A 649-nucleotide genomic window follows, 5' to 3' on the forward strand; every position below is an offset into this window, starting at 1 on the left:
ACCCGATTCGTTAAATACTTTCACGATGTGCAAGTTCACATTCTGGTTTGGCATTAACGCGGTTATCAACATCGCTGGTTGTATGTTGGCACCGAAGTTCATGGAACGTTTTGGCACACACAACACGCTTGTGGTTGGTATCTCGACGTTGGCTCTGGCTGGTGTGGTGATGCTGGTGATGAATGGCCAAAACACGGCGCTGTCGTTCATGCTGCCAATCTTTATGTCGTCCGTTGGTTTTGCTTTGATTCTTGGCGGCGCCGCGGGCAAGGCGTTGGAACCATTCGGTGATAAAGCGGGCACAGCCGCGGCGCTACTTGGTTTGTTCCAAATGAGCGGTTCTGGTTTGTTAGTGGGTACCTTACAGCGTTTGCCGTTTGATCCACAAACATTGATTGCTATTCATATGTGGGTATTGCTACCAGCATTGGTGATTCTATTTTCAAAGGCCGGTAAGAGCTGGCACGCTCGCTTCGCTAATGCGTAAATCAGTGTAATTTAGTATTTTCCAATGTATGTAACGCGTGTATATTTGTCGTTCACACTTTTCCTGACACCATAATGGAATTCAAAAAGTAATGTCGTTAACCACGTATGAAATGGCTCGTATTCTAGAGCAAATGGAAGAATCACCAGAAAAGGTGATGTT

General features: G+C 45.9%; 1 pseudogene. It reads left to right on the forward strand.

Features of this window, described 5'->3' with window-relative positions:
• Positions 1-487: pseudogene (locus R7Z47_RS25255) on the forward strand (Bcr/CflA family drug resistance efflux transporter); the annotation flags it as partial.
• Positions 488-649: the final 162 nt, after the last annotated feature.

Source organism: Vibrio sp. 1641 (assembly GCF_033339995.1).
GTDB classification, from domain to species: Bacteria; Pseudomonadota; Gammaproteobacteria; order Enterobacterales; family Vibrionaceae; genus Vibrio; species Vibrio alginolyticus.